At 69.9% G+C, this 23986-nt stretch carries 22 protein-coding genes and 4 pseudogenes; 8 read left to right on the forward strand and 18 right to left on the reverse strand.

Annotated elements, in window-relative coordinates; translation table 11 throughout:
- Positions 1-232: 232 nt before the first annotated feature.
- The 10 genes and pseudogenes from ACFZDA_RS28785 to ACFZDA_RS28830 form a co-directional block, all read right to left on the reverse strand.
- The gene (locus ACFZDA_RS28785) at positions 233-1135 is read right to left on the reverse strand and encodes a hypothetical protein (protein WP_391086998.1); all 903 of its coding nucleotides are present in this window, start codon (positions 1133-1135) and stop codon (positions 233-235) included.
- A 226-nt stretch (positions 1136-1361) separates the two neighbouring features.
- A complete protein-coding gene (locus ACFZDA_RS28790) occupies positions 1362-1757 on the reverse strand; it encodes a TniQ family protein (protein WP_391087002.1) in 396 nt (131 codons plus the stop codon).
- An 80-nt stretch (positions 1758-1837) separates the two neighbouring features.
- On the reverse strand, positions 1838-2164 hold the full coding sequence (locus ACFZDA_RS28795) for a hypothetical protein (protein ID WP_391087005.1): 327 nt from the start codon (positions 2162-2164) through the stop codon (positions 1838-1840).
- 34 nt (positions 2165-2198) lie between these two features.
- Positions 2199-3431 (reverse strand): annotated as a pseudogene (locus ACFZDA_RS28800) (IS256 family transposase); the annotation flags it as partial.
- Between the two features lie 50 nt (positions 3432-3481).
- Positions 3482-3823, reverse strand: coding sequence for a TniQ family protein (locus ACFZDA_RS28805; RefSeq protein WP_391087008.1), 342 nt, complete (start codon positions 3821-3823; stop codon positions 3482-3484).
- Between the two features lie 14 nt (positions 3824-3837).
- Positions 3838-4311 (reverse strand): hypothetical protein, encoded by a 474-nt coding sequence (locus ACFZDA_RS28810; protein WP_391087268.1) that lies wholly within the window; start codon positions 4309-4311, stop codon positions 3838-3840.
- A gap of 118 nt (positions 4312-4429) precedes the next feature.
- A pseudogene (locus ACFZDA_RS28815) lies at positions 4430-4945 on the reverse strand (TniB family NTP-binding protein); the annotation flags it as partial.
- Between the two features lie 107 nt (positions 4946-5052).
- Positions 5053-6981, reverse strand: coding sequence for a transposase (locus ACFZDA_RS28820; RefSeq protein ID WP_391087010.1), 1929 nt, complete (start codon positions 6979-6981; stop codon positions 5053-5055).
- 76 nt (positions 6982-7057) lie between these two features.
- The gene (locus ACFZDA_RS28825) at positions 7058-7384 is read right to left on the reverse strand and encodes a hypothetical protein (protein WP_391087013.1); all 327 of its coding nucleotides are present in this window, start codon (positions 7382-7384) and stop codon (positions 7058-7060) included.
- Positions 7385-7401: 17 nt separating this feature from the next.
- Complete coding sequence (locus ACFZDA_RS28830) at positions 7402-8223, reverse strand: TnsA-like heteromeric transposase endonuclease subunit (RefSeq protein ID WP_391087016.1); 822 nt, start codon at positions 8221-8223, stop codon at positions 7402-7404.
- A gap of 207 nt (positions 8224-8430) precedes the next feature.
- Between ACFZDA_RS28830 and argC the strand changes: the two genes are divergently transcribed.
- The 5 genes from argC to ACFZDA_RS28855 are packed head-to-tail and all read left to right on the forward strand — an operon-like array spanning position 8431 to position 13279.
- On the forward strand, positions 8431-9459 hold the full coding sequence (argC, locus tag ACFZDA_RS28835) for an N-acetyl-gamma-glutamyl-phosphate reductase (RefSeq protein ID WP_391087020.1): 1029 nt from the start codon (positions 8431-8433) through the stop codon (positions 9457-9459).
- Positions 9456-10607, forward strand: a complete 1152-nt coding sequence (gene argJ, locus ACFZDA_RS28840) for a bifunctional glutamate N-acetyltransferase/amino-acid acetyltransferase ArgJ (RefSeq protein ID WP_391087023.1) — start codon at positions 9456-9458, stop codon at positions 10605-10607. Before argC ends, argJ begins: the two co-directional genes overlap by 4 nt.
- Positions 10604-11527, forward strand: a complete 924-nt coding sequence (gene argB, locus ACFZDA_RS28845) for an acetylglutamate kinase (protein ID WP_391087026.1) — start codon at positions 10604-10606, stop codon at positions 11525-11527. The genes argJ and argB overlap by 4 nt, the downstream gene beginning before the upstream one ends.
- Positions 11524-12726: an acetylornithine transaminase gene (locus ACFZDA_RS28850; protein WP_391087029.1), complete on the forward strand. Its 1203-nt coding sequence runs from the start codon at positions 11524-11526 to the stop codon at positions 12724-12726. The genes argB and ACFZDA_RS28850 overlap by 4 nt, the downstream gene beginning before the upstream one ends.
- A 7-nt stretch (positions 12727-12733) precedes the next feature.
- Positions 12734-13279 carry an arginine repressor gene (locus ACFZDA_RS28855; protein ID WP_391087032.1) on the forward strand — a complete coding sequence of 182 codons (546 nt, stop codon included), beginning with the start codon at positions 12734-12736 and terminating at the stop codon, positions 13277-13279.
- Positions 13280-13415: 136 nt separating this feature from the next.
- Here the strand turns inward: ACFZDA_RS28855 and ACFZDA_RS28860 are convergent, their stop codons facing one another.
- From ACFZDA_RS28860 to ACFZDA_RS28880, 5 genes and pseudogenes are all read right to left on the reverse strand, one after another.
- Entirely contained in the window at positions 13416-14219 is an 804-nt protein-coding gene (locus ACFZDA_RS28860; RefSeq protein WP_391087035.1) for an FAD:protein FMN transferase, read from the reverse strand.
- Entirely contained in the window at positions 14212-14961 is a 750-nt protein-coding gene (locus tag ACFZDA_RS28865) for an FMN-binding protein (protein ID WP_391087038.1), read from the reverse strand. The genes ACFZDA_RS28860 and ACFZDA_RS28865 overlap by 8 nt, the downstream gene beginning before the upstream one ends.
- A 40-nt stretch (positions 14962-15001) precedes the next feature.
- The gene (locus ACFZDA_RS28870) at positions 15002-16384 is read right to left on the reverse strand and encodes a ferric reductase-like transmembrane domain-containing protein (protein WP_391087041.1); all 1383 of its coding nucleotides are present in this window, start codon (positions 16382-16384) and stop codon (positions 15002-15004) included.
- A gap of 59 nt (positions 16385-16443) precedes the next feature.
- Positions 16444-16806 (reverse strand): annotated as a pseudogene (locus ACFZDA_RS28875) (FMN-binding protein); the annotation flags it as partial.
- 33 nt (positions 16807-16839) lie between these two features.
- Positions 16840-18192 carry a ferric reductase-like transmembrane domain-containing protein gene (locus ACFZDA_RS28880; RefSeq protein WP_391087044.1) on the reverse strand — a complete coding sequence of 451 codons (1353 nt, stop codon included), beginning with the start codon at positions 18190-18192 and terminating at the stop codon, positions 16840-16842.
- A gap of 150 nt (positions 18193-18342) precedes the next feature.
- Here ACFZDA_RS28880 and ACFZDA_RS28885 point away from each other — a divergent pair, with 150 nt between their 5' ends.
- Together ACFZDA_RS28885 and ACFZDA_RS28890 are read left to right on the forward strand one after the other, a co-directional pair.
- Complete coding sequence (locus tag ACFZDA_RS28885; protein ID WP_391087047.1) at positions 18343-19083, forward strand: response regulator; 741 nt, start codon at positions 18343-18345, stop codon at positions 19081-19083.
- On the forward strand, positions 19080-20537 hold the full coding sequence (locus ACFZDA_RS28890) for an ATP-binding protein (protein WP_391087050.1): 1458 nt from the start codon (positions 19080-19082) through the stop codon (positions 20535-20537). Before ACFZDA_RS28885 ends, ACFZDA_RS28890 begins: the two co-directional genes overlap by 4 nt.
- Here the strand turns inward: ACFZDA_RS28890 and ACFZDA_RS28895 are convergent.
- The 3 genes and pseudogenes from ACFZDA_RS28895 to ACFZDA_RS28905 form a co-directional block, all read right to left on the reverse strand.
- Positions 20524-20778: pseudogene (locus ACFZDA_RS28895) on the reverse strand (hypothetical protein); the annotation flags it as partial. The gene ACFZDA_RS28890 and the pseudogene ACFZDA_RS28895 sit on opposite strands and share 14 nt — an antisense overlap.
- Before the next feature lie 84 nt (positions 20779-20862).
- Positions 20863-21450 carry a pyridoxamine 5'-phosphate oxidase family protein gene (locus ACFZDA_RS28900; RefSeq protein WP_391087053.1) on the reverse strand — a complete coding sequence of 196 codons (588 nt, stop codon included), beginning with the start codon at positions 21448-21450 and terminating at the stop codon, positions 20863-20865.
- A 117-nt stretch (positions 21451-21567) separates the two neighbouring features.
- Positions 21568-22518 (reverse strand): hypothetical protein, encoded by a 951-nt coding sequence (locus ACFZDA_RS28905; protein ID WP_391087056.1) that lies wholly within the window; start codon positions 22516-22518, stop codon positions 21568-21570.
- A gap of 215 nt (positions 22519-22733) precedes the next feature.
- Here ACFZDA_RS28905 and ACFZDA_RS28910 point away from each other — a divergent pair, with 215 nt between their 5' ends.
- Positions 22734-23930 carry an argininosuccinate synthase gene (locus ACFZDA_RS28910; protein WP_391087058.1) on the forward strand — a complete coding sequence of 399 codons (1197 nt, stop codon included), beginning with the start codon at positions 22734-22736 and terminating at the stop codon, positions 23928-23930.
- Positions 23931-23986: the final 56 nt, after the last annotated feature.

Below are 23986 nucleotides of genomic sequence, written 5' to 3' on the forward strand. Positions count from 1 at the left end.
GGGCCCTTCGCTGTACCAGTTTCGGCGAAGGCTCACGGGCCGTCGCTCCGACATTAGCGGCACGCCGTTGAGGGTGGCTATGCCGGGCTGGAATCAAGCAGGCTCAACGTCGTTGCCACCGGCTCAGCGGCCTGCCGCGGCGGCGAGCACTCGGACCCTTTGAAAGTGACCTGCATCACTCTCATCTCGGGGCGCCCGCTATCAGTGCGCTCTCATGTTGAGGTGCACACTCTCACTCCACTCTTCCGTCCTCACCTGAGTCGATGTCCCAGGCGAGTCGTTGCGCGTACTTGTCGAGAACGTTGCGCAGGTCCGCATAGTGGCGCAGTGGACTGGGGCGGGACATCTGGAACCACGTGGTGTTCCGCCGTGCGGCCCACTGTTGCTGGATTTCAGTGGGTTGCGCGGCTTCGAGTGGGCGGGGAGCGAAGAGGTGCTCGCCTTGCGTGACCAACGTCCAGATGAAGACTGAGACGTTCTGGCGCTTGCGGTCATCGGTGAGAGTGCGGGACTGGCCGAGCGTAGGCGGAAATTCCCTGACCAGCGCATTCCATGCGTCGATGCTGAGTACCCACTCCTGGAGTGCTTTTCGTCGGCGCCGGTAGTCAATGAGTGGTTGGAGTGGTGATTGCAGCTCGGAGGCAAGAGCGCGGAGGGCTCTGTCGAATTCAAGAGGGTTGCAGCCTGTCCGCGCCGAGCGCCGGGTCTCGCGTGCAGTGAGTAGGCGTGTCTGGACGGGTGTGATCCCGAGGAACTGCGCGGCCTCGTCGTAGGTTCCACCCTCGGCCCACTGGACGAGTCGGACGGCGGCGGCCCTGCGCACGGACTTGGCTTCCGAGCCCGCGCAGCTGGCCAGGTGGCGTTGATACCAGTCCGGCTCCAGGAATGCCGGGATGTGCTCGGGCTGGTAGTTGCGTCGGAGTGGTGCTTGTGTGCCGCTGCGGCCGTTGACTCGGGGAAACGTTCGAGTGACGGGTTCAGCGACCTGGCGGAGTCGCTCGAAGCAGTCGCTCTTGTGCTTGTCGTAGAGAACGGCCCATGGCGTTCGGCTTGATGGGCTGCCGAAGGCAGCGCGCGTGAGTTCCGAGGTGAGGTCAGGCAGGTCGTCTCTTGAGAGCAGTCGATCTGCGGCCATGAGCAGATTTCCGCAGCAATGGGGTCACGCGGTGGTGTGTCGCGAACTTGTTGGGTTTGCCTCCCGCCCGGACCGGCATGCGGTTTCCGCGAGTTGGAATCGAGTCGCTGAGCGGTGTCGGCGTCGAGGAGGCACCGACTATGAGGCCATGTTGCGCTGATCAGTGCCGTGGCGAGCCGGAGATCAGTGAAGTACTCGGACGCGTCCGTGGTTCGAGTGGGCGCTTTCAGGCGGCCACGTAGAGCTCTCTGGAAGCGGAGGATGTCCGCAGTCGGTCGTGGCCGGTCAAGCGCAGAGACGGTGAGATGATCGAGTCTGCCGGCGCAGGCGAAAGACTTCCTCCTCGGGGTCTGTGCGTCGACGTCCATCGGCATTGCGCTGGATGCAGCGTATGGTCGTTGGCTCGCTGGACCAGAGGTCCTAGCGTGTCGTGCGGCTGACCGCAGTGCGGGCAGTCGGCTTCCAGATAGATCCTGTGCTTGGTGCAGGCGAAGACGATGGGCAGGTGCCAGAGCTTGAGCCAGGGCCCGCCGTGCAGTTGCTGGGCCCTAGTGCCGTCGCCCGCGAGGCAGGAGGGGCAGAAGCGGGGCGAGCCGACGTAGAGCCATGCGTCTGGCCTCATCAAGCGTCCCGGGCCGGGCAGGGACCGGGCGATCGGTGGATAGCGGGAGCAATAGTCAAGACTTGTGGATCGGCAGTTGCTCAGCTTCGAGTTGATCGGAGCGTGGTGAGTTCTCCGACCGCCGAGAGCTCGTCGCTGAGAGGCTCGGCCGCGGCCGGCGAGGTGATGAGCAGGAGTACCGACATGTCGGGGTGCTCGTCGTCGTAGAGATCGTCTTCCCCGTCGTCTCCGGGAATGGCGTTCGGCTGGATCTGGAGGCGGGTCGTGTCGGCGAGGGTGGCCAGGAAGTAGACGCCGAGGTAGTCGCTCTCGCGTTCGGTGAAGGTCACGTCGAGTCGGTCGGCGAGCAGGCTGGCCAACTCCTTGGCCGTGTAGGAGTTCGTGCCGTAGGTGTCGGAGACGGTCATCTGGGCATTCTCCTCAGGCCGCGTGGCTTTCGGTGCGTTCGACCAGCAGGCCGTTCTCGAATCGGGCCCCGGCCCGGACGAGTGGGACCAGGTGGGCTCCGGTGATCGCCCGCCAGCGGGCCTGGGCGGATTCGACGAGCTTGAACACCATGGCCAGGGCCGCGGCCGGGCTGCCGGCGCCTCGGGTGACCTTGGTCCGGAGCTTGACGGTGGAGAAGGTCGACTCGATGGGATTCGTGGTCCGCAGGTGGACCCAGTGCTCGGCCGGGAAGTCGTAGAACGCGAGCAGTTCGTCCCGGTCGTCGGTGATCTTCGCAACGGCCTTGGGCCACTTTGTGCCGTAAGTGCGGGAGAACGCCTCGATCGCCTTCTCGGCGTGGGCCCTGTCCTCTGCGTTGTAGATCTCCTGCATGGCCTTCGTCGCGCCCGCGTGTGCGGACTTCGGAAGACAGTTCGTCACGTTACGGGCTTTATGGACCCAGCAGCGCTGGTGCCGAGCGGTCGGGAACACCTCGATCAGGGCTTTCCACAGGCCCATCGCGCCGTCTCCGATGACGAGTTCGGGGTCGCGCATGCCGCGGCGGCGGCAGTCGCGCAGCAGGTCGGCCCACGACTCGGTGGACTCCCGCAGTCCCTCGGCCAGCGCGACCAGCTCCTTGGTGCCGTCCAGGCGGACGCCGAGGAGGACCAGCACGCACGAGTGCGCCTGGCCGAGCCGCACCTTCGGGTGGACCCCGTCGGCCCATACGTAGACGAAGTCGCGGTCGGACAGGTCCCGGTCCTGGAAGGCGGCGTGGTCGTCGCTCCACTGCTTCGTCAGCCGGGTCACCGTCGCGGCCGACAGTCCGGCCGTGCCGCCGAGGAACTGCTCCAGCGCGGGCACGAAGTCTCCGGACGACAGTCCGTGCAGGTAGAGCAGGGGCAGCACCTCCGAGATCTTCGGTAACTTGCGGCACCACGGCGCAAGGATCTTGGAGGAGAACCGCTTGCGCTCGCCGGTGGCCTCGTCGATGCGGCGGTCGTTGACGCGCGGCGCGGTGACCTCGATCGGCCCGGCCGCGGTGACGACTGTCCTGGGCCGGTGGTGGCCGTTGCGTACGACCAGGCGCCGTCCGCGCTCGTCAGTATCGGCAGCCAACTCGGCTATGTACTGGTTGACTTCCGCCTCCAGCGCGGCGGCCAGCATCCGGCGAGCGCCCTCGCGGACGATCTCGTCGATCAGGGAGCCGGACGCGATACTTCCGTCGGCGTTCACTACGCTCAGCACGGGCGTGCCTTCCCGACCCGCGCTGCGAACGCGGGCCTACTCGGAGACCTTCAAGGGATCATCGGGAAGGTACGCCCTCCGCGTTCCTCCCAGCACCGATCCACAGGTTCCGAGCATTGCTCTGGATAATAGCGGTCCCGCCACTGCGTCAACGTAAGAGCGGATACTTCCCTGGCAGTCTGTCCTGTGAGCCGGGCGAATGCTTCGGTCTGAGGCTTGGGAAGATCCAGCAGCAGACTGCCGGGGAAGTGATTGGGGTTGCCTTGCTTGATCCAGTCCGCCGCGCGGATCAGGTGCAGAGGTGAGAGACCGAGACGGTGCCCGAGTCGAAGCAGATAGCTGACAAGGGACTCTCCCGACAGGGGTTCGAGACTCCGAGGCAGTGGATGCATCACGGCTCCATCCGTCAGGCGCCTGCCCGGGCAGCCGGGCCAGAGTCATCGAAAACGGTGTTCCGGGGGCGTTTCGCCTGCCTGGTCTTCTTGCCGACAGTCAGTGGGTCGGCTGGGATCAGGGGCTCGTCCGGTGGCTGCGCTGGTTCGTCCCGACGGAGCACGATCTCGTCCAGTAGGCTCTCGTCGATCAGTTCCTTCCCGGACTCCACGGCCTCCTGGGCGCCGTCCTCGAGCAAGCGTCCCAGCAGGCCGACGACGCCACCGGTGCGACGCATCAGGTACTCCGGCATGGTGCCGCCGGTGAGCATGCCCTCCGTCCCTTTCAGCAGCCGCAGGTGCCGCTCGATTCCCTTCAGGTGGTCGACGAAGGCTTGAATCTGCTTCGGGGTGGTGTAGCGGAAGCGGTCGAGCTCGATGAGCTCGAAGCGATGCTCGGTCTGGGTGATCTCCAAGCCGTGGATGCGGGTCGACTCCAGCTGTGGCATCTCCCACTGCCTGCTGTTCCTGTTCCACTTTGGCCTCGCGTAGCAACCCGATACCGGCGATGTTGACACCGGTCAGGATGAGGGTGACGTCCAGGCTCATGAAGGCCCGCATCAGGTCGAGGACGTCCTGGTCGTCCGCCCGGTGCATCCGCAGTCGGCTGATGTCGTCCAGAATCAGCGCTTTGACGCCGTGGTCGTGCAGAGAGTCAGCGACCTGCCGGACCAGCTCCGGCAGCGTGGCCGACTTGCGGGTCTGGGCCCGGAAGAAGCCCAGGATCGACGCGCAAAGGCTCTTCGGGGTCGCTGTCACCGGGGTCGAGACATAGACAACCGGCGCATGGAAATCCCGAGTGCCCGGCAGAGCCCCGGGGTTGAGGTAATTGTGCAGTTCCAGCCACTGGTCTTCAAAGGCGGCCCCGGCAGAGCAGACAGACGCGGTCTTGCCGTAGTTGCCCCAACGGCTGACCATGACGCCGGCGCGGGTTGGATCGTCCTGCTTCATCGTGTTGCCGTGCAACCGGCGCCGGATCAGCTTGCCGACCTTGTCGTGCATGGGCGTGTCCTGCAGCGGCAGGTTCGCATTCGTCAGCTGCCGGTAGAGGTCGTAGTCAACCTGGCGGCTTTCGGGGATCATCGACCACTGCTGTGGCGAGATCACCGGGGCGGGAACGAGCAGGCCGCAGTGGGTTCGGTAGTGCTGCCAGCCGACATAGGTGTCGCGGGGCGGGTGGCCGCCCAGAATCAACTCGGCGATCTCAGCCCGTGAGGGCAGGCCCTCCAGCGGATCGTCGTGGGAAAGGGCCTGGGGCACTCTTCCTCCCCGACTATCGTGTCGGCTTCTGAGCCGCCGCGGGGTGGAAGCAGGAACATGGGCCGCCGTCTCAGGGCCTCGTGCAGCGACGGAGGGGCCACAGGCCTGGTTCCGGCGAGCGCTTCCTCGCGTCGCCGACGACGGTCGGCGTCGACCGCGTGGTCGATCGTGCGAGCGTGCTCGGCCCAGGCCACGGGCATGTCCGCCGGAACCTGCTCGTCGTCTACGGCGGCCGGTGCGGGGCGGTCGGCTGCCGCGGCCTGTGCTCGGGTGATCTCGCGGGCCTGGGCGACGCGCCGCTTCTTCCCGGCCTTCTTCTTGGCCTGGCTGGGCCACTGCTCGACGGGGGTGACCGAACCGAGGATCCCCAGCAGATGTTCCAAGAGCTCGCTCTCGGAGTGGATCCTGATGTTGTTCGCCTTCACGTGTGCCAGGAGAGCGTCGGCGGTCTTGTCCGAGAAGGCGGGGATCTCGCCTTCGGGCGGCAGTCCTCGCCAGCGCAGGATGTGCCAGGTCTCGTGGTCGGCAGGGTCCTGGAAGAACACCTGCCGGCGGTCCCTTCGGTCACTGCGGACCACCCACGCCCCCGCGTGCTTGCCGCCTCGGGCGGAGGGCTGCTGGAAGCGAGGTTCGTCGAGGACCGCGTGGTGATACCAGAGTCCGAGGATCTTCACCCCGCGACGCGGATGGATCTTCACGTGGTGTTTGCGCAGGACCTTGTAGTAGAAGCTCGGTTCGGGGAAGTCCAGGTCGAAGCCGCCCTGTTCCATCGCCGCGGCGAACAGGGTGTTGGGGCTGTGGTCCTCACCAGGAGCCCAACTCGGGGCGTATTCGCCTAGTTTACGGTTCTGCCAGATCTGGACGATCCAGGTGGCAATGATGTGCTCGGCTTGCGCGAGGGTGAGGCTCGCATCGCGTTCCGGGTCGGCCCCGCGGTCCGCGACGTCACCGCCGGTGAAGCCCAGTAGGTGCTCGAAGAGCATGGTCTGGATGGTGAGGAACTGGCGCTCGACCGCGAACTTGTCGGTCTGCCGCAGGACGCGAGCGGGCAGGATCCGGCAGCCGATCTCCCTTTCGGCTTCCACCAGGTCGTGGTTCTTGTAGGGGCCTCCGTGGTCGGTGGTGACCGTCTCCGGGGCAAAGAACGGCAGAGCGGCGACCCGGTGCCCGGTGAACTCGGCGATCACCTCGGCCGGCACCCCTGCGTAGGGCCATTCCATGTCCTCGCCCCAGCCGTCCCGCATCGGAAGCGGCAGCATCACGTCCCGCAGCAGCATCGCGATGTCGACCGAGGTGTCGGACTGGAGCGTGAGCCGGAAGGCCGGCAGTCCGTGCGTGTAGAGATCGAGTGCGAGGGTCAGCGTCGCGGTGATCGCGTCGCCGAACACGGCCTCGCGCAGCTTCACCGGCATCGGGGTCGAGTCCAGCACCAGAACCTGGCCTGGCCGGTGTATCACCATCCGGCCGGAGACCCCGGCCTCCGCGGCGGCCTCGGCCGTCCGCCCGTAACGCGGCCGGGCTCCGCCGGGCCCGAACCACTCCTCCCAGACGGTCGCGAACGTCCAGCGGGAAGGGATCTTCTCCGTGGGAAATATCGGGAACCGCTCACTCATGTACTGGTGCATCAACCGGTGCCTGGCGGCCAGACTCACGCGGGCGCGTTCGCCGCACTCGGCCTTGACTGCGAAGATCGCCTCCCGGACCTCCTTCGTGATGCTGCGGTGCCCGCTGCGTCGCCGTGTCCAGCGGCCGTCCGCGCAGGCCAGCAGGAGACTGTCCCCTGCCAGTCCCGACAGACGTACCAGCGTCCGGTAGCTGAGGTGCTGCAGACCGCACCGGACCGCCTCCGGACGGGGCATCGCCTCCATCTCCGCAGCCTTCGCGTACCGACGCTGGGTCAGTGTCGTGCGGTCCGGGTCGTAGGCCGGCCGGGGCTCACCCTGCAGGGCCCGAGCCGGGTGGCCCTCCCGGAACCCCCGTCTCAGCTGCCAGCACATGCGCAGCCCGCAGCCGCGCCCGCTCCAACTGGTCCTCGGTCAGGTCGGCCAGTGTCCTCGGCTGCCGGGCGACCGGCGAGGGGCGGCCCGGCTTGACTGTCGGAAGAAGACGCAGGTCAGCAAGGTTGATGAGCCAGCGGAACGAGCGGGTCTCCACGCGGCCGTCGTCATCCACGAGGACGAGTCGGCCGAGTTGGCCGTGGACGTCTTCAACCGTCCACTCGACGCCATTGAGAGCGACCCGCCTGCCCGGCGCGATCTGCAAGAACCCCCTCGCTGTCATCACACCGCCCAGATCAGTGAGCTGTCGCGCAAGGGACTGCCCAGGTCAACCCCGAGCTCGCGTTGCCAGAGCAGCCGGACGATGTTTGCCCGGCCAACGGAAGGCACGCTGGTCGCGTCCGCCAGCTCGGAGAATGTCATTACTTGCCCCTGCTGCCCGCTGATAGTGGTGAGTAACTGATCGCGCATGCCGAGCAGGTCCCTCGCCGGCCGCCGACGTGAGGACAGGTGATCAAGGACGCTCCAGACATGCGGGCGCCAGCCCGCGACCACCGAGTACCGCCAGCCGCAGGCAGCGGCCACTTCCCTGGCCGCCGCGAACTTCAGCGCGTCCTCTTCCTTGATCAGCTCCATCGGGCGGACGTCCAGCAACCACATCCCGCTGCCGATCACGGCCAGGAAGTCCGGGATGTGCCAGGCGCGCCCGCCCGCATGCTCGAAGTCCAGCCGGAACGGCTGCGACAGCACTTCCGATGCCTTCAAGAAGTCCAGTGCGACCAGCAGGCGCATCTCCTCCAGCGACTCGAAGCCATGCTTCCGGCCCGTCGACGCCATCACCTCCAGGTCGGGGCGGTGCCGCTGTTTCGCCCGCCACGTGAACCCCCGCATCGGCCCGGACGACATCACCGGTACGTGAGCCATATCCCGGACCGGCCAGCAGACCTTGTCGGCACCCACATGCCACGTCGAACTCCACCGACGCGACCAGTCGTTCCCGAGCCGCAGCCGATCCCGCAGTCCGGCGTCCCCGTCGTACGCCGTGACAAGGTGGTCCAGCTGACTTGAATCCGACGGGATCTTCGCGATCGCTGCCTCGCCCACTCATCCAGAGAAGCACTATTCGATCGACAGCGGGGGCGTTTCTTCGATACTGCCCGTAACACAGCGTGACGGGACCAAGATTCGCCAACTAGCGTGCTCCATGTGCCAACTAAAAATCTCGGTCGCATTAAGCACCGCCGGGTTCGAGCGGTGATTGCATAAAACTGCAGAGCAACGTATAGTCATGCCCTCTGAGGAGGAGGTTCCATGGCGGTACGTGCGGCAGTGGCCGGAGCGAGTGGATACGCGGGCGGGGAGCTGCTGCGTCTGCTCCTGGCGCACCCCGAGGTCGAGATCGGTGCCCTGACCGGCAACACCAACGCGGGGCAGAGGCTCGGTGCGCTCCAGCCGCACCTGCTGCCCCTGGCCGGGCGCGTGCTCCAGGAGACCACCCCGGAGGTGCTCGACGGCCACGACGTCGTGTTTCTCGCCCTGCCCCACGGGCAGTCCGCCGCCGTCGCCGAGCGGCTCGGGCCGGACGTGCTGGTGATCGACATGGGCGCCGACTTCCGGCTCACGGACGCCGCCGCCTGGGAGAGGTTCTACGGCTCCGCGCACGCCGGAACCTGGCCCTACGGCCTTCCCGAACTGCCGGGCGCCCGCGCCGCGCTGGAGGGGTCCAAGCGCGTCGCGGTGCCCGGCTGCTACCCCACGGCCGTCTCGCTGGCGCTCTTCCCGGCGTACGCCGCCGGGCTCGCCGGGGCCGAGGCCGTGATCGTCGCCGCGTCCGGCACCTCCGGCGCGGGCAAGGCACCCAAGCCGCACCTGCTGGGCAGCGAGGTCATGGGCTCGATGTCCCCGTACGGCGTCGGCGGCGGGCACCGGCACACCCCCGAGATCACCCAGAACCTCAGCGCGGCCGCCGGCGAGCCGGTCTCCGTCTCCTTCACACCGACCCTCGCGCCGATGCCCCGCGGCATCCTCGCCACGTGCAGCGCGAAGGCGAAGGACGGGGTCACCGCCGAGTCCCTGCGCGCCGCCTACGAGAAGGCCTTCGCCGACGAGCCCTTCGTGCACCTGCTGCCCGAGGGCCAGTGGCCCGCCACGGCGTCCGTCTACGGTTCGAACGCCGTTCAGGTGCAGGTCGCGCACGACGCGGCCGCCGGACGGATCATCGTGATCAGCGCCATCGACAACCTCACCAAGGGCACCGCCGGCGGTGCCGTCCAGAGCATGAACATCGCCCTGGGGCTCGACGAGACCACGGGACTGACGACGATCGGAGTTGCGCCGTGAGTGTGACGGCAGCGAAGGGATTCACGGCGGCGGGCATCGCCGCCGGGATCAAGGAGAACGGCAACCCCGACCTGGCCCTCGTGGTCAACACCGGGCCCCGCCGCGCCGCCGCCGGCGTCTTCACCTCCAACCGCGTGAAGGCCGCCCCGGTGCTGTGGTCCGAGCAGGTCATGAAGAGCGGCCAGGTGTCCGCCGTCGTCCTCAACTCCGGCGGAGCCAACGCCTGCACGGGCCCCAAGGGCTTCCAGGACGCGCACGCGACGGCCGAGAAGGCCGCCGAGGTCCTCGGGCGGGGCGCCATCGAGGTCGCCGTCTGCTCGACCGGCCTGATCGGACTGCTCCTGCCGATGGACAAGCTGCTGCCGGGCGTCGAGTCGGCCGCCGCCCAGCTCTCCGAGCACGGCGGTGAGAAGGCCGCCATCGCCATCAAGACCACCGACACCGTCCACAAGACGTCCGTGGTCACCAAGGACGGCTGGACCGTCGGCGGCATGGCCAAGGGCGCGGGCATGCTCGCCCCCGGCCTCGCCACCATGCTCGTCGTCCTCACCACCGACGCCGACCTGGACAACGACGTACTCGACAAGGCCCTGCGGGCGGCCACCCGCACCACCTTCGACCGGGTCGACTCCGACGGCTGCATGTCCACCAACGACACCGTGCTGCTGCTCGCCTCCGGCGCGGCCGGGGTCACCCCGGAGTACGAGGAGTTCGCCGAAGCCGTACGGCAGGTCTGCGACGACCTCGGTCAGCAGCTCGTCCGGGACGCCGAGGGCGCCAGCAAGGACATCAGGGTCGAGGTGATCAACGCCGCGACCGAGGACGACGCCGTCGAGGTGGGCCGCTCCATCGCCCGCAACAACCTCCTCAAGTGCGCGATCCACGGCGAGGACCCCAACTGGGGCCGCGTCCTGTCCGCCATCGGCACGACGAAGGCCGCCTTCGAGCCCGACCGGCTCAATGTCGCCATCAACGGCGTCTGGGTGTGCAAGAACGGCGGTGTCGGCGAGGACCGCGACAAGGTCGACATGCGCTTCCGCGAGGTGCACATCGTCGCCGACCTCGCCGCCGGGTCCGAGACCGCCACGATCTGGACCAACGACCTCACCGCGGACTACGTCCACGAGAACAGCGCGTACTCCTCATGAGCACCACCCGCAAACACACCGCGCTGCCCAAGGCCCAGATCCTCATCGAGGCCCTGCCCTGGCTGGTGAGGCACAACGGCAAGACGGTCGTCATCAAGTTCGGCGGCAACGCCATGATCGACGAGGACCTGAAGGCCGCCTTCGCCCAGGACGTGGTGTTCCTGCACCACGCCGGCCTCAAGCCCGTCGTCGTGCACGGCGGCGGCCCGCAGATCAGCGCCGCCCTCGACCAGCACGGCATCGTCAGCGAGTTCAAGGCGGGCCTCAGGGTGACCACCGAGGACGCCATGGACGTCGTACGGATGGTGCTGGCCGGCCAGGTGCAGCGCGAGCTGGTCGGGCTGCTCAACCGGCACGGCCCGCTCGCCGTCGGCCTGACCGGCGAGGACGCGCACACCATCACCGCCACCAAGCACCAGCCCGAGATCGACGGCCAACTGGTCGACATCGGGCGGGTGGGCGAGATCACCGAGATCGACACGGGCGCGATCGAGGCCCTGCTCGCCGACGGCCGCATCCCGGTCGTCTCCTCGATCGCCCGCTCACAGGACGACGGACATGTCTACAACGTCAATGCTGATACGGCGGCTGCGGCACTCGCTGCTGCACTGGGCGCCGAAACCCTCATGGTCCTCACGGACGTCGAGGGACTCTACGAGGACTGGCCCAACAGCGACGAGGTGATCAGCCGCCTCACCGCCACCGAGCTGGAGCGGCTGCTGCCGGACCTGTCCTCCGGCATGGTGCCGAAGATGGAGGGCTGCCTGCACGCCGTCCGGGGTGGTGTCACCACCGCCCGGGTCATCGACGGCCGGGTCCAGCACTCGATCCTGCTGGAGATCTTCACCGACGAGGGGGTCGGCACGATGGTCGTGGCCGACGAGAAGCCCGAGGGACCGGGCGAACAGGGGGAGTCGTGAGCAACCAGGAACTGACCGCGCGGTGGCAGAACGCGCTCATGAACAACTACGGCACCCCGAGGCTCCCGCTCGTGCGCGGCGAGGGCACCAAGCTGTGGGACGCCGACGGCAAGCAGTACCTGGACTTCGTCGGCGGCATCGCGGTCAACGCGCTCGGCCACGCCCACCCGGCCGTCGTCGAGGCCGTGAGCCGGCAGATCGCCTCCCTCGGCCATGTCTCCAACCTGTTCGTCGCCGAGCCGCCGGTCGCGCTCGCCGAACGGCTGATCCAGCTCTTCGGCCGCGACGGCAAGGTCTACTTCTGCAACTCCGGCGCCGAGGCCAACGAGGGCGCCTTCAAGATCGGCCGGCTCACCGGGCGGAGCCACATGGTCGCGACCGAGGGCGGCTTCCACGGCCGCACCATGGGTGCCCTCGCGCTCACCGGCCAGCCCGGCAAGCGGGACCCCTTCCTGCCGCTGCCCGGCGACGTCACACACGTCCCCTACGGCGACGCGCAGGCGCTGGCCGCCGCGGTGACCGAGGAGACGGCCCTCGTCGTCATCGAGCCGGTCCAAGGCGAGAACGGGGCCGTGGTCCCGCCCGCCGGCTATCTGAAGGCCGCCCGGGCCATCACCGCCTCCACCGGCGCGCTGCTCGTCCTCGACGAGGTGCAGACGGGCATCGGCCGGACCGGGCACTGGTTCGAGTACCAGGCACACGAGGGCGTGCTGCCCGACGTCGTCACCCTCGCCAAGGGCCTCGGCGGCGGACTGCCGCTCGGCGCGACCGTCGCCTTCGGGCGTGCCGCCGAGCTGCTCCAGCCCGGCCACCACGGCACGACCTTCGGCGGCAACCCCGTCGCCTGCGCCGCCGGGCTCGCCGTCCTCGACACCATCGAGAACGAGGGGTTGCTGCAGAACGTCAAGCGGCAGAGCGAGAAGTTGCGGGACGGGGTCGAGGGCCTCGGTCACGAGTTGATCGATTTCGTCCGGGGCGCGGGTCTCCTCCTGGGTATCGTGCTCACCGAGCCGCTCGCGCCCCAGGTGCAGCAGGCGGCTCAGGACGCCGGCCTCCTGGTGAACGCGCCCGCCCCCGATGTCGTACGGCTCATGCCGCCGCTGAACATCGGCGACGACGAGGTGGACGCCTTCCTCCGGGCGCTGCCCGGCGTCCTCGACGCGAGCGCAGCCGACGGGGACGGACGATCCGGGGAATGAGACGACGATGAGCCAGGCGCAGGACCACGAGCAGCCGGGGGCGAACGGGCCCGCCGTGCCGCAGACCCGCACCGCACGGCACCGCCGGATCGTGGACATCCTCAACCGGCAGCCCGTGCGGTCGCAGAGCCAGCTGGCGAAGCTGCTCGCCGACGACGGGCTGAGCGTCACGCAGGCGACGCTCTCCCGGGACCTGGACGAACTGAACGCGGTGAAGATCCGCAACGACGACGGCGACCTGATCTACGCGGTGCCGAGCGAGGGCGGTTTCCGTACGCCCCGGGCGCCGCTGGGCGGGTCGGCGAAGGAGGAACGGATGCGGCGGCTCTCGCAGGAGCTGCTGATCTCCGCGGAGGCTTCGGCCAATCTCGTGGTCCTGCGGACCCCTCCGGGGGCCGCGCAGTTCCTGGCCTCGGCGATCGATCAGGCCGAGCTGCACGACATCCTGGGGACGATCGCCGGTGACGACACGTTGCTGCTGATCAGCCGGAACCCTGACGGGGGGCAGGCGCTGGCCGACCATTTGCTGAGGCTGGCGCAGAACGGGCACTGAGCACGCCGTGGGGGTTGCGGGTGGTGGTTGTGTGCGGGTGAGCCGTGGCTGGTCGCGCAGTTCCCCGCGCCCCTGCACAGCTGCGGGCATTCGTGCCTCCCCCCAGTGAGCGAAACGCCCCGCCCTCAGCCCCGACTCACCCCAGCCGCGCCGCCAACCCCCCAGTACAGCGCACCTCATCGCCGGCCGTGATCAACAGCGCCTCAACCCCGGGCAGCGACTCCAGCCAGGCCAGCCCCTCCCGCGACCCCATCGCGAACGCCGCCGTGGCCCAGCAGTCCGCCCACGTCAGCCGGGGCCCCACCACGGTCACGGCGACCAGGTCGGTCACAGCCGAACGCCCGGTCCGCGGGTCGACGATATGCGCCCCCCGCTCCGCGGTCCCGGACGTGGCCACGGCCAGTTCGTCCACCCCCGCCGCGGAGATCACCGCCGCGAGACCGCCCGGCCGCAGGGGATCCGACACCCCGACCCGCCACGGCCGCCGCGCCCCCGGAACCCCGAGCAACTGCACATCGCCGCCGCCGTTGACGCTCACCCCGCTCACCCCGGGCACCGCGGCCAGCAGGCGTGCCGCCCGCTCGACCGCCCAGCCCTTCACGATGCCGGTCGGATCGAGCCGGCCCCCGTACGACGTGCTGAACCAGCCGTCGCTCAGCCGCTCCGCCTCGGCCGCCAGCTCCAGGACCTCGGCGACCTCGGGATCACACTCCTCGACCGTCAGCCGACCGCGTTGCAGCCGGGAGATCTGGCTGTCCTCGCGGTAGGTGCTGAACACCTCGTCGACCCGGTGCAGCCCGGCGACGGCATCGTCCACCGCCGCGCGCACCGGGCCGGGTTCCCCGCCGCGGACGTCGAAGGAGAAGACGGTCCCCATCGTCTCCTCCGCATGACGTACCGCGGCGGGAGCCTGTTCGGAGTCGGCCACCGTGTCAGCCACCGGCCTGGTCCAGCGCCGACTGCAGGGACTCCTTGTAGCCGGTGCTGGTGTAGGTGGCGCCCGAGACGGCGTCGATGTCCGCGCTGCCCGCCGCGACGGCCGCCTGGTTGAGGCGGGGCACGGAGGCGGAGGTGACCTGGTCGCTGCGGCCGCCCTTGGGGGCCTGCACCGCCTCGGCCTTGGTGATTTTTCCGCCCGCGACGGTGACGCGGACCTGCACCGGGCCGTACTGCGTCTGTGCCACATCGCCGGTCAGCGTCTGGGCGCTGCCCGATCCCTGTGCGCCCTGTGCGGCGCCGGCCGAGGCCTTGGCCTTGTCCAGGGCGGACTGGAGGGACTTCTTGTAGCCGGTGCTGGTGTAGGTGGCGCCCGAGACGGCGTCGATGTCCGCGCTGCCCGCCGCGACGGCCGCCTGGTTGAGGCGGGGCACGGAGGCGGAGGTGACCTGGTCGCTGCGGCCGCCCTTGGGAGCCTGCACCGCCTCGGCCTGCGTGATCTTGCCGTTGGCCATGGTCAGGCGTACCTGCACCGGGCCGTACTGCGTCTGCGCCACGTCACCGGTGACCGCGCCGTTCACGCCGCCCTGCGGGGCCTGCCCGGCGGCCGCGGGCGGCACCTGACCGCCCGCGGCCTGGGCCGAGCCCGGGTCGGCGGCCGGCTTCAGTGACAGCAGCAGCACGATCCCGGAGACGGTGGCTGCGCCGGCGAGCACGGCACGCCGGACGGGGTGAGACTTCCTCATCGTTTCTCAAGCTCCTGAAGGGCCGTTGATGTCCCGTCGCTCACATCTCGAACGACTCGTGATGGATACGGCGGGCGGGGACTCCCGCACCGCGCAGTGCCTCGTACACCGACTGCGCGAAGCCGGGCGGCCCGCACATGAACACGTCATGGTCGCGGATGTCCGGGATCTTCCGCTGGAGGGACTCCGCGGAGATGTCCGGGCGTTCACCGCCCGGGCTGTTGACCGCGTACATCAGCCGGGCGCCGCGCTCGTCGGCGATCTTGGCGAGTTCGCCCCACAGCGCCAGGTCCTGGGTGCTGTTGGCCCGGTAGAGCAGCGTGATGTCCCCGGACGCGCCCGGCAGGGTCTCGAACAGGGCCCGCATCGGGGTGATGCCGACACCGCCCGCAACCAGCAGCACCTTGCCGCGGCTGCGGCGCTGCGCGGTCATCGCCCCGTACGGGCCCTCCGCCCACACCTTGGTGCCGGGCTGGAGTTCGCGCAGCCGGGAGGTGTGGTCACCGATCGCCTTGACGGTGATCCGCAGCATGTCCGGGCGGGGCGCCGCCGACAGCGAGTACGGGTGCGAACTGAAGCGCATGCCGGGCGCCTTGAACCGCCAGCGGAAGAACTGGCCCGCCTCCGCGCCCATCCGGTGCAGCTTGCGCCCGCCGATCAGCACGGACACGATGCCCGGGGTCTCCTCGATGACCGCCTCGACCCGCATCCGGTGCCGCAGGTTCAGCCGGATCGGCGTGAGGATCCGGTACCACAGGACGAGGGCGGTCACCACGCCGTACAGCCCGTACCAGAAGGTCTTCGCCGTGGGCTGGACGGCGAACTCGTTGCCGGTCGCGATCTGGTGCCAGAACGTCAGGTACACGGCCGCGTAGGTGAGCAGGTGCACGTGGTACCAGGTGTCGTACCCGATCAGACGGCGGACGCCGCCGATCGACAGGATCCCGATGACGAACAGCAGGCCCGTGCCGATGGCGGCCTTGCCCACGTCCGGCAGCTGGTTGATGGAGTCCATCGTCTGCTGGACGATGTCGCCGAGGCCCTTGCCCGCCTGGAGGGCGTAGCCCCACATGATGAGGAAGACGTGCGCGAGGACCAGGCAGAGCGTGTACCGGCCGGTCATCGCGTGCCAGCGGGCCACCCGGTCGGTGCCCACCCGCCGCTCCAGCGCGGGAACCCGGGCCATCTGGAGCACCACGAGCGCCATGAGGTAGCCGGCGAGCAGGCCGGTGATCCGGCCGGCGGCAAGGATCCTGCTCGTGTCGTCCGCGAGGGACGGTGTGTTGTCCCACCACAGCCACAGCACGGCCGCCGCACCCGCCCACAGAGCGATCAGCAGTGGTACGGCCGGGGAGCGGCGCGGGCGGATGCGGCGCATCGTCTGGCGGCGGGCGGCACGGCCGCCTGCGAGCGTGGTGGTCACGGTTCCTCCGTGGGGACTTGACCCTTGGCCCACAGATACGTGCGCCGACGCCGGTGCGTTCAGGTCCGTGCCGAGTCCAGGGCGGACTGGAGTGACCGCCGGTAACCGTCACTCGTGTACGTGGCCCCGGAGACCGTGTCGATGCTCGCGCTCTGGGCCTGCAGCGCCTCACCGCGCAGTCTGGGCAGGGCGAAGCTGTTGATCTCCTGGTCCCGCGGGTTGTCCGTCGGGTAGCTGACGGCGGTGACGTCGGTGAGCCGGCCGTTCTCGAGAGTGATACGGACCTGGACCGGGCCCCAGCGGGTCTGCACCGTGTCCCCGGTGACGGTCCTCGTGCCGGTGGCCGTCCGGCCGGACCCGCTCGACGCGCTCGCACTGCCGGACGGGGCAGGCAGGGCCAGGGCGGCCTCCGGCGCAGCGGGCGGTTCTTCCTCAACGCGTGCACGGGGGGCGCCTCACAGTTCGAACGACTCGTGGTGGATACGGCGGTCCGGCACACCGGCGGTGCGCAGCGACTCGTACAGATCGCGGGCGAACCCGTGCGGACCGCAGATGTACACGTCGTGGCCGACGAGGTCGGGCACGGCCGCGCGCAGGGACCGGGCCGTGAAACCCGGGCGCCGGCCGTCCGCTCCGTTCAGTGCGTACAGCACCCTGGCGCCCCGCCACCGGGCGATGGCCTCCAGCTCCCCGCCCAGGGCCAGGTCTTCGGCGGTCCGGGCCCGGTAGAGGAGGGTGACCTCGCCGGGCAGCGTCTCGAACAGGGCACGCATCGGTGTGATGCCGACCCCGGCGGCGATCAGCAGGGACTTCGAGGAGGTCCGCCGGTCCCCGGTCAGAGCGCCGTACGGACCCTCCGCCCACACCCGGGTGCCGGGCCGCAGCCGGGAGACGGCCGCGCTGTGGTCGCCGAGCGCCTTCACCGTGATCCGCATCAGGTCCCGGCGCGGCGGCGCGGACAGCGAGTACGGCGTCGACGTCCAGCCCATGCCCGGCGCCATGAACCGCCAGCGGAAGAACTGCCCGGCCCGTGCCCCGACCTCGTCCAGCCTCCGGCCCCGGATGACGACGGAGTACACACCCGGCGCTTCCGGGTGCACCGACTCGACCCGCAGCCGGTGCCGCAGGTTCAGCCGCACCGGCGCCAGGACCCGGAACCACAGCGCCAGGCACGCGACGCCGAGGTAGAGGGCGTACCAGGCGGCCGTGGCCACCGGGCGGCCGCTGAAGTCGTTGCCGAGGGTCACCTGGTGGAAGAACGCGAGGAAGACCGCGCAATAGGTGAGGAGGTGGACGTAATACCAGAACTCGTGACTGGTCCGGCGGCGCACGGCGCGCGCGGAGGTGATGCCGACCGCGACGAGGACGGCCGTGCCGAAGGCCGCCTTGAGCATGTCCGGGTAGTCCAGGACCACCGTCACCGTCTCGCGTGCGAAGGACACGCCGTCCTGGGCGGCGTACCCGAGAAGGATCAGCACGACGTGCGCGAGGAGCAGGCTGACCGTGTAGCGCCCGGCCATCGCGTGCCAACGGGCCACCCGGTCGGATCCCACCCGCCGCTCCAGCAGCGGCACCCGGGCCATCAGCCCGACGAGGACCGCGCAGGCGTACCCGCACAGCAGCCCCGCGATCCGCCCGGCCCCGGTGAGCCAGCCGGCCGCGCCGACCACCGGCCCGGTGTCCGTCCACCACAGGGCGACCACCGCCGCCGCCCCGGCCCACAGCAGCGCGAGTACGGCGCTCGCGGGGGAGCGCCGCCCCGGCGGTGCCACGGCCGGTGCCGCCCTGCGCTCGTACACGGTGGTCATGAATGCGTCCCTTCGCCCGTCGAGGGCGCCACTGTGCCTGCGCAACCTCTGAGCACCCTCTGAGCGGGGCCCCCGTCGGCGCACTCAGAGGAAACTCAGAGGGTCCCCCGCCCTTCCCCACGGGCCCGGGGGAGCGATCCTTGAGGAGAGATGAAGACCACCAGATCCGGACGCCCCGCCCTCACCCGCCCCGACGGCACCCCGCTGCGTGTCCTCGTCGTCGACGACGACCCCGACCTCGCGGAAGTGCTCTGCGGCGCCCTGCGCTACGAGGGCTGGCAGGTCCACTCGGCCTGCGACGGCGCCGCCGCCTTGGCCGTCGCCCGGGAACTGATGCCGGACGCTGTCGTCCTCGACGTGATGCTCCCGGACACCGACGGCTTCGCCGTGCTGCGCTCCCTGCACGCCGTGAAGCCGGACGTCTGCGTGCTGTTCCTGACCGCGCGGGACGCGGTGGAGGACCGGATCACCGGCATCACGGCGGGCGGCGACGACTACGTGACCAAGCCCTTCAGCCTGGAGGAGGTCGTCGCCCGGATCCGCCAGCTGCTGCGCCGCGCCGGCATGGCCCGCCGGCTGGAGGACGGACCGCGGCTCATCGTCGGCGACCTGGTCATGGACGAGGACTCCCACGAGGTCACCCGTGCCGGGGAGCTGATCGAGCTGTCGCCCACCGAGTTCGAACTGCTCCGCTTCCTGATGCGTAATCCGCGGCGGGTCCTGAGCAAGGCGCAGATCCTCGACCGGGTCTGGTCCTACGACTTCGGCGGCCGGGCCCATGTCGTCGAGCTGTACATCTCCTACCTGCGCAAGAAGGTGGACGCCGGGCGCGAGCCGATGATCCACACCGTGCGTGGAGCCGGGTACGTGCTCAAGCCGGTGACCCCATGAGCGGCCGGCGGCGCCTGCCGGTCCCGCACACGCTGCGGGCCCGGCTGACCTTCGCCCTGGTCGTGCTGCTCGCGGTGAGCTGTGCCGCGGTCGGCCTGGCCGCCGTGGTCGAACTGAACGGTTTCCTCATCGGCCGGCTCGACCAGCAGCTGACCCAGGCGGGCAACCGCTTTCCCGAGAGCCTGGAGCACGGCGGCCGGCCGCCGGACGACCACGACGGAGACGAGCGGGGCGACACCCGCAGGCAGGTGACAGGCACCTTCGGAGCCCGTCGGGTCGGCGACAGGGTGACCAACGCCGCCGTGGTCGGGCCCGGCGGCGTGACCCCCGTCGTCCTGAACTCCGGCGACGTCGAGCAGCTCGTCACCGTCGCGCAGGACGACAGGGGACACACCGTCCGTCTCTCCGCCCTGGACACCTACCGGGTCATGGCCTCCCGGGGCGCCGACGGCGACGTCCTGATCACCGGCCTGCCCCTGGAACCGGTGGAGGCCGCCGTCCACCGGCTGGAACTGGTCGCGGGGATCGTCTTCGGCGCCGCTCTGACCGTGACCGGCGTCGCCGGGGCCCTGTGGGTGCGCTGGGCGCTCAGACCGCTGAGAAGGGTCACGGCGACCGCCACCCGGGTCAGCGAACTCCCGCTGGCCAGCGGTGAGGTGACCCTGCCGCCGAGGGCTCTCGATGCCGACCCGCGCAGCGAGGTGGGCCAGGTCGCCGGGGCCTTCGACCGCATGCTGGGCCATGTCGAGGACGCACTGACCAAACGCCACGCCAGTGAGGAGCGGCTGCGGAGCTTCGCCGCCGACGCCAGCCACGAACTGCGCACGCCGGTGGCGTCGGTGCGCGGCCACGCGGAACTCGCCCTGCTGCACCCCGCGCCCGTGCCGCCGGAGATCACCCGTGCCCTGAGGCGCATCGCCGCCGAGTCGGGCCGCATGGGGGAGATGGTCGACGAGATGCTGCTGCTGGCCCGGCTGGACGCGGGCCGCCCGCTGGAACGCGGCCCCGTCGACCTCACCAGGCTGGTCCTCGACGCCGTCACCGACGCCCGGGCCGCCGGCCCGGGGCACCGCTGGACCCTGGAGCTCCCGCAGGAGCCGGTCGTCGTCACCGGTGACGAGCACCGCCTCCACCAGGTGGTGGGGAATCTGCTGGCCAACGCCCGGCTGCACACCCCCGCCGGCACCCAGGTCACGGTGTTCCTGGAGGAAGAGGGCACTTCAGCCGTGCTCAGGGTTCACGACGACGGCCCGGGCGTCCCGGAGGACGTCCAGCCCGGAGTCTTCGAACGCTTCACACGGGCGGAGCACCGCCGCCGCCCCGGCGCGGTGGGCGGCGGCGCCGGCCTCGGCCTGTCGATCGTGGCCGCGGTGGCGCAGGCGCACGGCGGCAGCGTGGAGCTGCGGAGCAAGCCGGGCTCCACCACGTTCACCGTGCGGCTCAGTACCGGGTGATCGCCGTACGCCCGCTCGACGTGCCGATCGCGACGTGCGGCTCGCGTTCCGGGCGGGCCCAGGTGAGGATCGTCCGCATCGCGTCCTTCGGCACGGACACGCAACCGGCCGTGGCCCCACGCCCGTTGACATGGAGGAAGATGCCCGCGCCGCGTCCGCGCACCGGACGCTCCTGGCACCACCAGGAGTCCCGGTGCACCCGGCGGTACGTGTACGCCGTCCCGCGCGGCGCCGCCTCGATCTGCGGTCCCACCAGGTGACCGTGTCCGTCGTCGAGGCCGTCCCCGGGGCAGACGGCGAGGGCGACGGCACCAGGGCGCATGCCTCAGACCGTGGAGGGCGGCAGCGGCAACGGCAGCCCGGGCAGTCCGTCCAGGCTGGTCGCGATGTGCTCCTTCTTGGTGAAGTACGCGCTGAGCGAGGCGTCGTCCTCGCGGGCGAAACGCTTGCCGTGCAGGTCGCGTTCCGCCTCGTACGCCATGAAGGGCACGGCGTAGCCGCAGGTGTCGCGGACGAGTTCGGCCGTGACGACGATGATCGCTCGCAGCCCGTGCTGCGCCGCGTCGATGTCCGGGAAATGGCCGAGCAACTCCCCGAAACGGGGGTCGTCCCGGAAGACCGGCTCCCCGCGGCCGTGCACCCGGACGATGTTCGGCGGGCCCTGGAAGGCGCACCACATCAGGGTGATCCGTCCGTTCTCCCGCAGATGGGCGATGGTCTCGGCGTTGGAGCCGGCGAAGTCGAGGTAGGCGACGGTGTGGTCGTCGAGCACCGCGAAGGAGCCCTTGAGGCCCTTGGGGGAGAGGTTGACCGTGCCGTCGGCGGACAGGGGAGCGGTGGCGGTGAAGAAGACCGGCTGCGCCTCGATGAACGAGCGGAGCCGGCCTTCTATGCGCTCATGAGTTTTTCCCATGCCGCCGATTATGGCGCAGGTCTTTCGACTGTCTAAAGAATGGCGTGTTCAAGGACTGGCGGGACCCGTGGCCGCCCCGGCCGGCGCTCCCGCGGGGCGGCCACAGCGCCTGTCACCTCACTTGGTGAGCGTGCAGGCGGCCAGGGAGTCCAGACCGGCCGGCTTCTCGGCCGTGCGGCCGATGGCCGTGGCGATGCGGTTGACGGTGGAGGTCCGCTTGTCCTCCAGCGGGCCGAGGATGGCGTTCTGGACGAAGTTGGGTCCGCCCTGGCCGACGGTGTCGACGAGGCGCTTGTTGGCCTCCGCGACCTGCGTGTCCAGCAGCGCCAGGTTGCGGTCGACCTCGGCCTTCGCGGAGGCCGGGATCGCCGGGAGCTGGGACGCGACGTCCGGGCAGCTGATCGTGCCGGCCCCGGCGTTGCCCGCCTCGCCCGCACCGGCACCGGCCTCGGCGCCCGCACCGGCCTCGGCACCGGCCTCTGCGCCCGCACCGGCTTCAGCGCCGGCACCCGCCTCGGCACCGGCACCGGCACCCGCCTCGGCACCTCCACCGGCCTCGGCGCCCCCGCCTGCCTCGGCACCCGCATCTCCGCCGGCGGCCTCGCCCGCACCGGCGCCGCCGTCGGCGTTGAGCTGGCAGGCGGCGAGGGCCTCAAGCCCCTCCGGCTTCTCGGCGGCACGCCCGATCGCGGTCTCGATGCGGTTCAGTGCGGCGACGCGCTTGTCCTCCAGCGGGCCGAGGATGGCGTTCTGGACGAAGTTGGGTCCGCCCTGGCCGACGGTGTCGACCAGACGCTTGTTGGCCTCCTCGATCTGCTTGGCCAGATCGCCGAGATTGCGGTCGACCTCCGCCTGCGCCGAGGCGGGGACGTCCGGCAGCTGGCCGGTGACGTCCGGGCACGTGATCGTGCCGGGGCCCGCCAGCGTCCGGGCGTTCGTCGCGCCGCTGTCCGGCGTCTCCCCGGCGAGCGCGAAGCCGGCGATCACCGTGCCGGACAGTGCCACCGCGGCGGCGCCGCCGATGAAGCCGACGCGACGCTTGTTGTACTTCGGAAGAGCCCTGGACATGCGGATGCCTCACTAGGGGTCGGGGGTGTCGTCGGTGTCAAACGCGGCGCCTGCGTTCGGCGAGAGGTACGAGTAAGCGGTTTCGCGCGTTCAAAGGATCTTCAAAGTCATCTCGCATGGCCGGAATCAGCCCTCGATCCGGGAGCGATTGACGAATCATGCAGACCTCTGCATAATCATGCAGGTCAGTGTTCGCGGTATGAGGGGAAGAACCCGTGACCGAGCGCGTCGTACTCGCCTACTCCGGCGGTCTTGACACCTCCGTCGCCATCGGCTGGATCGCCGAGGAGACGGGCGCCGAGGTCATCGCGGTCGCGGTGGACGTCGGCCAGGGCGGCGAGGACCTGGACGTCATCCGCAAGCGCGCCCTCGCGTGCGGCGCGGTGGAGGCCGAAGTGGCCGACGCCCGGGACGAGTTCGCCGAGGAGTACTGCCTCCCGGCGATCAAGGCCAACGCCCTCTACATGGACCGCTACCCGCTGGTCTCCGCCCTGTCCCGGCCGGTGATCGTCCAGCACCTCGTCGCCGCCGCCCACAAGCACGGCGCCACCACCGTCGCCCACGGCTGCACCGGCAAGGGCAACGACCAGGTCCGTTTCGAAGCCGGCATCGCCGCCCTCGCCCCCGACCTCACGTGCGTCGCCCCGGTCCGCGACTACGCCATGACCCGTGACAAGGCCATCGCCTTCTGCGAGGACAAGGGCCTGCCGATCGCGACCACCAAGACGTCGCCGTACTCCATCGACCAGAACGTCTTCGGCCGCGCCATCGAGACCGGCTTCCTGGAGGACATCTGGAACGCGCCGATCGAGGACATCTACGCGTACACGCAGAACCCGGCGGTCGCCCGCGAGCCCGACGAGGTGGTCGTCTCCTTCAAGGAGGGCGCCCCGGTCGCCCTCGACGGCAAGCCCGTCACCGTCCTCCAGGCCGTCCAGCAGCTCAACGAGCGCGCCGGAGCCCAGGGCGTCGGCCGGATCGACATGGTCGAGGACCGGCTCGTCGGCATCAAGTCGCGTGAGGTCTACGAGGCTCCGGGCGCGATCGCCCTGATCACCGCCCACCAGGAGCTGGAGAACGTCACCGTCGAGCGCGAACTCGCCCGCTACAAGCGGGGCGTCGAGCAGCGCTGGAGCGAGCTGGTCTACGACGGCCTGTGGTTCTCCCCGCTCAAGCGCGCCCTGGACGGCTTCGTCAACGAGGCGAACCAGCACGTCACCGGCGACATCCGGATGACCCTCCACGGCGGCCGCGCGGTCGTCACCGGCCGGCGCTCCGAGCAGTCGCTGTACGACTTCGACCTCGCCACCTACGACACGGGCGACACCTTCGACCAGTCCGCCGCCAAGGGTTTCATCGACATCTACAGCCTGTCGTCGAAGATCGCGGCACAGCGTCAGCCGCGGGTGTAGCGCGACGGGAACCCGGCGCGGGCATATAAAGGTCCGCGTCACATCCACACCTCTCT

Source organism: Streptomyces sp. NPDC007991, from assembly GCF_042958445.1.
Lineage (GTDB): Bacteria > Actinomycetota > Actinomycetes > Streptomycetales > Streptomycetaceae > Streptomyces.

What these genes read in the sequence shown, in the direction of transcription:
- ACFZDA_RS28905 (WP_391087056.1), bottom strand. Translation starts at nt 22,518, where the DNA reads ATGTCCAGGGCTCTTCCGAAGTACAACAAGCGTCGCGTCGGCTTCATC.
- ACFZDA_RS28865 (WP_391087038.1), bottom strand. Translation starts at nt 14,961, where the DNA reads ATGAGGAAGTCTCACCCCGTCCGGCGTGCCGTGCTCGCCGGCGCAGCC.
- ACFZDA_RS28795 (WP_391087005.1), bottom strand. Translation starts at nt 2,164, where the DNA reads ATGACCGTCTCCGACACCTACGGCACGAACTCCTACACGGCCAAGGAG.
- ACFZDA_RS28790 (WP_391087002.1), bottom strand. Translation starts at nt 1,757, where the DNA reads ATGAGGCCAGACGCATGGCTCTACGTCGGCTCGCCCCGCTTCTGCCCC.
- ACFZDA_RS28785 (WP_391086998.1), bottom strand. Translation starts at nt 1,135, where the DNA reads ATGGCCGCAGATCGACTGCTCTCAAGAGACGACCTGCCTGACCTCACC.
- ACFZDA_RS28810 (WP_391087268.1), bottom strand. Translation starts at nt 4,311, where the DNA reads ATGCCACAGCTGGAGTCGACCCGCATCCACGGCTTGGAGATCACCCAG.
- argC (WP_391087020.1), top strand. Translation starts at nt 8,431, where the DNA reads ATGGCGGTACGTGCGGCAGTGGCCGGAGCGAGTGGATACGCGGGCGGG.
- ACFZDA_RS28805 (WP_391087008.1), bottom strand. Translation starts at nt 3,823, where the DNA reads ATGCATCCACTGCCTCGGAGTCTCGAACCCCTGTCGGGAGAGTCCCTT.
- ACFZDA_RS28900 (WP_391087053.1), bottom strand. Translation starts at nt 21,450, where the DNA reads ATGGGAAAAACTCATGAGCGCATAGAAGGCCGGCTCCGCTCGTTCATC.
- ACFZDA_RS28885 (WP_391087047.1), top strand. Translation starts at nt 18,343, where the DNA reads ATGAAGACCACCAGATCCGGACGCCCCGCCCTCACCCGCCCCGACGGC.
- ACFZDA_RS28880 (WP_391087044.1), bottom strand. Translation starts at nt 18,192, where the DNA reads ATGACCACCGTGTACGAGCGCAGGGCGGCACCGGCCGTGGCACCGCCG.
- ACFZDA_RS28855 (WP_391087032.1), top strand. Translation starts at nt 12,734, where the DNA reads ATGAGCCAGGCGCAGGACCACGAGCAGCCGGGGGCGAACGGGCCCGCC.
- argB (WP_391087026.1), top strand. Translation starts at nt 10,604, where the DNA reads ATGAGCACCACCCGCAAACACACCGCGCTGCCCAAGGCCCAGATCCTC.
- ACFZDA_RS28890 (WP_391087050.1), top strand. Translation starts at nt 19,080, where the DNA reads ATGAGCGGCCGGCGGCGCCTGCCGGTCCCGCACACGCTGCGGGCCCGG.
- ACFZDA_RS28820 (WP_391087010.1), bottom strand. Translation starts at nt 6,981, where the DNA reads ATGCCCCGTCCGGAGGCGGTCCGGTGCGGTCTGCAGCACCTCAGCTAC.